This window comes from Aeromonas sp. PrichA-15 (assembly GCF_017939245.1).
GTDB lineage: Bacteria > Pseudomonadota > Gammaproteobacteria > Enterobacterales > Aeromonadaceae > Aeromonas > Aeromonas caviae.
This window is the reverse complement of record NZ_JAGKRH010000315.1, coordinates 72930-78207: the sequence shown is the minus strand read 5'-3', so window position 1 is coordinate 78207 and position 5278 is coordinate 72930. Positions and strand designations below refer to the sequence as shown.

General features: G+C 62.1%; 6 protein-coding genes. All 6 read right to left on the bottom strand.

Annotated features, from left to right (window positions below):
- Window positions 1–187 precede the first annotated feature (187 nt).
- Genes J9889_RS22385 through J9889_RS22360 form a run of 6 tightly spaced genes read right to left on the bottom strand, consistent with a single transcriptional unit; the run spans window position 188 to window position 5247 of the window.
- Complete coding sequence (locus J9889_RS22385) at window positions 188–352, bottom strand: hypothetical protein (protein WP_210558249.1); 165 nt, start codon at window positions 350–352, stop codon at window positions 188–190.
- Between the two features lie 34 nt (window positions 353–386).
- Window positions 387–995 (bottom strand): phage tail protein, encoded by a 609-nt coding sequence (locus tag J9889_RS22380; RefSeq protein ID WP_102948355.1) that lies wholly within the window; start codon window positions 993–995, stop codon window positions 387–389.
- Window positions 996–1002: 7 nt separating this feature from the next.
- On the bottom strand, window positions 1003–1248 hold the full coding sequence (locus J9889_RS22375) for a hypothetical protein (RefSeq protein WP_210558247.1): 246 nt from the start codon (window positions 1246–1248) through the stop codon (window positions 1003–1005).
- Window positions 1249–1301: 53 nt separating this feature from the next.
- A complete protein-coding gene (locus J9889_RS22370) occupies window positions 1302–1616 on the bottom strand; it encodes a DUF2190 family protein (RefSeq protein ID WP_210558245.1) in 315 nt (104 codons plus the stop codon).
- Between the two features lie 57 nt (window positions 1617–1673).
- Window positions 1674–3773, bottom strand: coding sequence for a ClpP-like prohead protease/major capsid protein fusion protein (locus J9889_RS22365; RefSeq protein ID WP_349237020.1), 2100 nt, complete (start codon window positions 3771–3773; stop codon window positions 1674–1676).
- Window positions 3685–5247 carry a phage portal protein gene (locus J9889_RS22360; RefSeq protein ID WP_246878166.1) on the bottom strand — a complete coding sequence of 521 codons (1563 nt, stop codon included), beginning with the start codon at window positions 5245–5247 and terminating at the stop codon, window positions 3685–3687. Before J9889_RS22360 ends, J9889_RS22365 begins: the two co-directional genes overlap by 89 nt.
- Between the last annotated feature and the right edge of the window lie 31 nt (window positions 5248–5278).

Genomic DNA, 5278 nt, shown 5'->3' with positions numbered 1-5278 from the left:
TCACCATCGCCCCCTTCCAGGAAGTAGCAGAACGCCAGGGGCAGGTCTTCGGCGGCGACGTCCACCGGGCGGGAGGGGTAAACCTCACGCAGATCGGGCACACAGGTTCGCACCCGTTCGGCCAGGGCCGCCCGGATGTCGGTTCGGATTGTCATATTGAGTCCAATAAAAAACCCGCCGAAGCGGGTTATCGTGATGGGGTTTGCCGTTTGGCATCCCAGCGGTTGAACATGCCATTGAGGATAAGGGTCATGCCGACTGTGATGACAAATCCCAGCCAGCCGCCCTGAAAGGTGCCAATGGCGATCAATACCAGCATCACCAGGGCAACCACAATTTTCAGGATGATCATGAACTCTCCTTGCGTGAAGATCAGAATCCTATCCTCATTTGAAGGTCAATTGAAGCTGACGCAACAGCGCCCGCTGCATTTCGCGGGGCATGTCACGGGCCATCCCAGCTTTTGATTCCCGTTCATAGTGCTCGGTGATCGGGGTCACCAGCGGGATCCGCATCACCTCCAGGGCATGACGGCCTTTGCCGACCCGGCGCAAGATCTGCCAGCTCTTGAGCTTGGTGGCCGCATAGCCACCGCCCCGTCGGTATTCGCCAAAGCCTTGGCCACCGTCAGCGATGAAGCCACCAGGCACACGATGACGACCGACCTGCATGTCCCCAATCCCCGTGAAGGCGCTCTGCCGATAGCGCACCAGGCGCTGCTGGACGGCCCCCACCTTGATCAAGGGGATAGGGCGGCGGCGCACCCTGATCGTGGCTGATGGCTTCTGCTGTGACGCCTTGAAGATCTTCACCCGGGGGCGCAGCAACTTGGCGGGCACCTGCACCCGGCTATCCTTGGCGGTCAACCGGATAGCCCGACTGGACGCGCCAGCCGCCACCCGGTTGACCGCCTGAGCGCTCGCCTTCGGCACCAGCTTGGTCGGCAGCAGATTCAGGTTCGCCAGCGCCTTGTCCAAGTCTTGCTTGATGGGCATGGCTTCCTCACTTGATGGGGATAACGAGCTGACCGGACCGGGTAAAAGGCGGCTCCCTCACGGAAGTGACCAGCGACAGGCTGGGGATCTCCACCTTGTCGCCCGACTTGAAGCGCATCCCCTTCGGGGGCGATGAAACGGACAACTCGCGCAACGTGGTCAACACCTGCCCAAAGGCATCGGGGTTTTCATCATAGAGCGCCACCAAGGGCACCCCAGCGATGATGACATCGATCCCCAGGGCATCGTCCACAGCAGCGTTCAAGCGAGTGGCGGCACGTTGCCAACGCCCACCGGTCGCACCGGTCATTGAACGATCAGTGCCTCGGCATAGCCGGAGGCACCGCCGCTGAGCAGTTTGCCGAAGTCGTCGGCGTCTTTGGTGGTGTCTGCCACCAGTTTGGCGCCGTCCCATTTGACGGCAGCGCCGAGCGTCAGGGCGGTGTCGCAGGGCAGCAGCCAGACGCCGCCGAGGGCACCTGAGAACTCCTCCCCCGCCGCTGCCGACTCCAGGGGGACAACGGTCAGGGCGCCGATCTTGACGGGCTTGCCGGATGTCACCCCACCCGCCGGAGCGACGAAGGTGTGTTGGCTGCCGGTGCTGACATAATTTTTAGCCATGGAATAACTCCTGTATTGAGGCTGTCAGAGATGGCCCGCCAATGGCGGGCCATGAGATCACTTGCCTTGGGACTTGAGCAGGCCACGGTGGTCCAGGGCGGACACGCCCGCGTCGATGCGGACTTTGGTGGTCACGCCGTCCACGGTGAAGCCTTCTTGCTGCTCGATCCAGGGTTTGTCCATGCCATCGAGGTAAGCCACCTCGATGGTGTCGCCACCCTTGGCCGCGAGATACCATTCCAACGGGCTGGCATCGGAGAGGCGCGGCTCGCCGATCACTTCGGCGAAATCCTTGATCGGGTTGGCGATCCCCGAGTTGGCATCCGTCCCCGGAACAGAGGTGCTGCGGATAAGCTGCAACGCCTTATCTTCCAGCTCCAGTGGCGTCAGGATGTAACCGGGGCGGATGTTCAGACTGCGCCCTGGCTTGCCGTCAGCGCCTGCCGCTTTCTGGCCGCGCATCATGGTCTTGCCCGCAGACAAACCAGGCACCCCCATCGCCGCATCGGAACCGGCCAGCAGGTTTTTGTGATCGGCATGGAACAGCGACTTACCATCCGGCATCTTGACGTTGCCCGTCAGCAAGGCATACACCAGGTCACCGATGGTGCCACGAGCAGCAGCACCGAACAGGCCGGGGACGCGGGTCAACATGTCGAGATCATCGTTGATGATGGCCTGACGGGTGATGGAGAACAGCTCGCCATAGGTGGCCAACTGAATGGTGGCGCCGGTATCAGCCAGAGTGACATGCTTGTACTCTGCCCCTTCGCGCACACGGCGCAGGTTCGGGATGTCGCTCAAACCGATGCGGCTGGCCACCTTGAAGTCGGTCAGCGTGCCTTTGCGAGTCCACTTGTCGAAGGTCTCTTCGGCATTGTCCCAGCCCTCCAGCACCGATTTGTTGGCCACTGCCAGCAGGATCTTGCCGAAGTCAGAACTGGTGTGAGTGAAGGCCATGCCGACATAGGCCAGCGGCGAGTGCCCGCCAGTCTGAATGCCTCGCCCCTCCAACGAGGCGCGGGCCAGCTCCCGCAGGCTGTAACCACCGTAACGGTTGTCACTCTCGGCGTCGGCATAGCCGCAGCGGGCCATCAGGGAGGCACGGACCGAATCGCCGACCAGGTTGCCGTTGCCCAGATGGATATGAGGCGCGGCGCCAGTCGGGCCAGCATCACCCGCCGGCTTGCCCATGGCTGCCTTGATTTTCTCTTTGGCCATGGCGGAGGTCACATCCATGTCGCCCAGGCACTCGGCCATCAGATCCGGGAAGCGGCCACCGGTGAGGGCAAAGAGATCCTGGATCTCGTTGCGGCGGGCTTGCTCTTGCTGCCTGAAGGCAGCGAGGGCAGCGGCTTGGTCCGGGGCCGGTTGGGTAGCCGGGGTGGGGGCAGGAGACGGCAGCTCAGGCGCCGGACCCGCGCTGGCGCGAGCGCCAAAAAACGCACGGGCCTGAGTAGGCATATTGGTAAAGTCGTTCATTTTGTTCTCGTTCACGTAGGCGGCAGCCGAAATCGGCTCTTCCAGGACATCGACAAACCCCAGCTCTTTGGCCTGGGAGCCATCGAGCCAGGTATCTGCCGACAGTAGATTGGCCAACTCCTCACGGGGCTTGCCGGTTTTCTTCTCATAGGCGTTGAGCAACAGCGCCTCGTTGCGATCCAGCCAGTCCGCCATGTCGCGCAGGTCGTCGGCGTTCCCGACCGTTCCGGACCAGGGTTTATGGATCATCACCCAGGCATTGCTCGGCATGTGGACAGTGGCATTGGGCAGGCAGAGGATGACCGACGCCATGCTGGCCGCCAGACCATCGTTCCAGATGTCGATTTTGCAGCTCAGGCGGGCCAGGGTGTTGTAAATGGCAAAGCCGTCCATCACATCACCGCCGGGGCTGTGAATGTGGATATTGAGTTGCTTGGCATCGAACACCCCAGCAGCCTTGCAGTCGGAGATGAACTGTTGGGCTGAGATCCCCCAATACCCGATGACGTCATAGATGTAGATCTCGACCGTGGGCACGGCGCCAGACAGGGCGCTGATGGAGTACCAGCTTTTGGCGTTTTGGGGCTCAGGTTCTGCTGCGGGGTTTCCGCTGGCGGCTGCCCGCGCTGGCATCAGCGCGGTCTGCATTGCCGCCGTCAGGTGGTGCTTTTTCACTGGGTTGTGCTCCTGGGTCATTGGCCGGGTTGGAGTCGGCGATGATGTTGTTTTGCTTTTCCCATTCCAGTTCGGAGAGGCGCTGATCGCGCACCTCGTCAGGGTTCTTGTTGCGAGCCCGGATCCACTCGGTCACCGTGCCAGCACTGCCACGGATCACCGCCTTCCAGCCGTTGGCCTCACGCTCCGGGTCAATCCAGGGCATGACTGGCGCCAGATAGATGGCATCGAACAGGGTTTTCATATCCAGCTCGGGAGGCAGCTTGAGCGGGTCTTTGCTGCGCAGGGTTTCGGCCAGCAACCAATCCCGATAAACAGGGCGCGACCAGTTGGCCACAAACTCATCCTGCAGCACGGCAAAGCCTTCCCACCCCTCAACCAGCTCCTGGCGCTGGGCGGAATAGGTGCCGTCATAGTCGCGGGCCACGCTCGAATACTGGCTGCGGGTGCCAGCACAGGATGAGCGCAGCTGACCCGATCGCCAGACGTTCAGAGCGGTGTTTGGCCGGTTGGACTGGATAACCCCGACATCCTCGCCGGGGCGCAGGTCGTCAAAGGTCATGCCCGGCGTGATGTCGATCATTCGCTGCGCTTGCGCGGGCGAACCATCTGGCGGCGCCTGGTATCCCTCCGGGTGTTCCTTCTTGATGAAGAAGGCGAGCGAGGCGCTGATCCGGGCGGCTACGCGCTCGGCCTCTTCCACCGACTTGAGGTCAGCGAGGCGAGTGATGACACCGTGCAGCAGCGTAACGCCGCGCAGCTGATGGATCCGCTTGCGCAGGGCCAGGTGATACATCTCGCTGGCTTCAACCTCCTTGGTGCGGTAGCGATAGCCCTGCATTTCGCCGGGGTGATCGAACATCACAAAGTAGGATTTCGGACGGCGCCAGGCATCGACCTTGATCCCCTGCCTGACCCCATCCGCCACGCTGTTCATCTCGAACGGCACAAAGTCAGGCTCCAGCACCTCCACCGAAAAGGGTGTATCCGAGTGATGCTGATAGCCCTTGATGGTGCCCAGCAGGCGGCGGCCAAACACCTCGCCATCGCGCAACCAGGTACGACAGGCCAGCCGCTCCATGGCGGGACGGGTGTAGGTGCCGGTGGTTTCCGGTTTGAGTGACCAGGCAGCCCAGCGGCGGCGGATATCCTTGGCGAGGTCATCCAGCAACTGTCCATCGACCGAGCGAGGCTGCGGCTCGATCTGGATGCCTTTGCCGCCGACAATCCGCTCCTCCATCTTGTCGAGAAGGCCGATCACAATGTCATGGTTTTCGTCCAGGGCTCTGGCCTGCTCGCGCAAGCTGATCGCCGATTGCTGGGTGGCCACGTTGGCGCCACGCCGTTCCCGCTTGGCCTGATGGGTTCTGGACGGCATTGCCGCCTCGTAGGCCATCATTCGCAAGCGGTCGCGCATCCGGTTGGCTGCCCAGCCGGGGGAGATAAACCCGACCAACTTATCTATGGCTCTCATGTAAACCTCGCGGCGGCATAGGGCTGACGGG

Bases quoted from the DNA above. Each gene is read 5' to 3' on its own strand.
- J9889_RS22380 (WP_102948355.1), bottom strand. From the start codon at position 995: ATGCCCATCAAGCAAGACTTGGACAAGGCGCTGGCGAACCTGAATCTG.
- J9889_RS22370 (WP_210558245.1), bottom strand. From the start codon at position 1,616: ATGGCTAAAAATTATGTCAGCACCGGCAGCCAACACACCTTCGTCGCT.
- J9889_RS22385 (WP_210558249.1), bottom strand. From the start codon at position 352: ATGATCATCCTGAAAATTGTGGTTGCCCTGGTGATGCTGGTATTGATC.
- J9889_RS22360 (WP_246878166.1), bottom strand. From the start codon at position 5,247: ATGAGAGCCATAGATAAGTTGGTCGGGTTTATCTCCCCCGGCTGGGCA.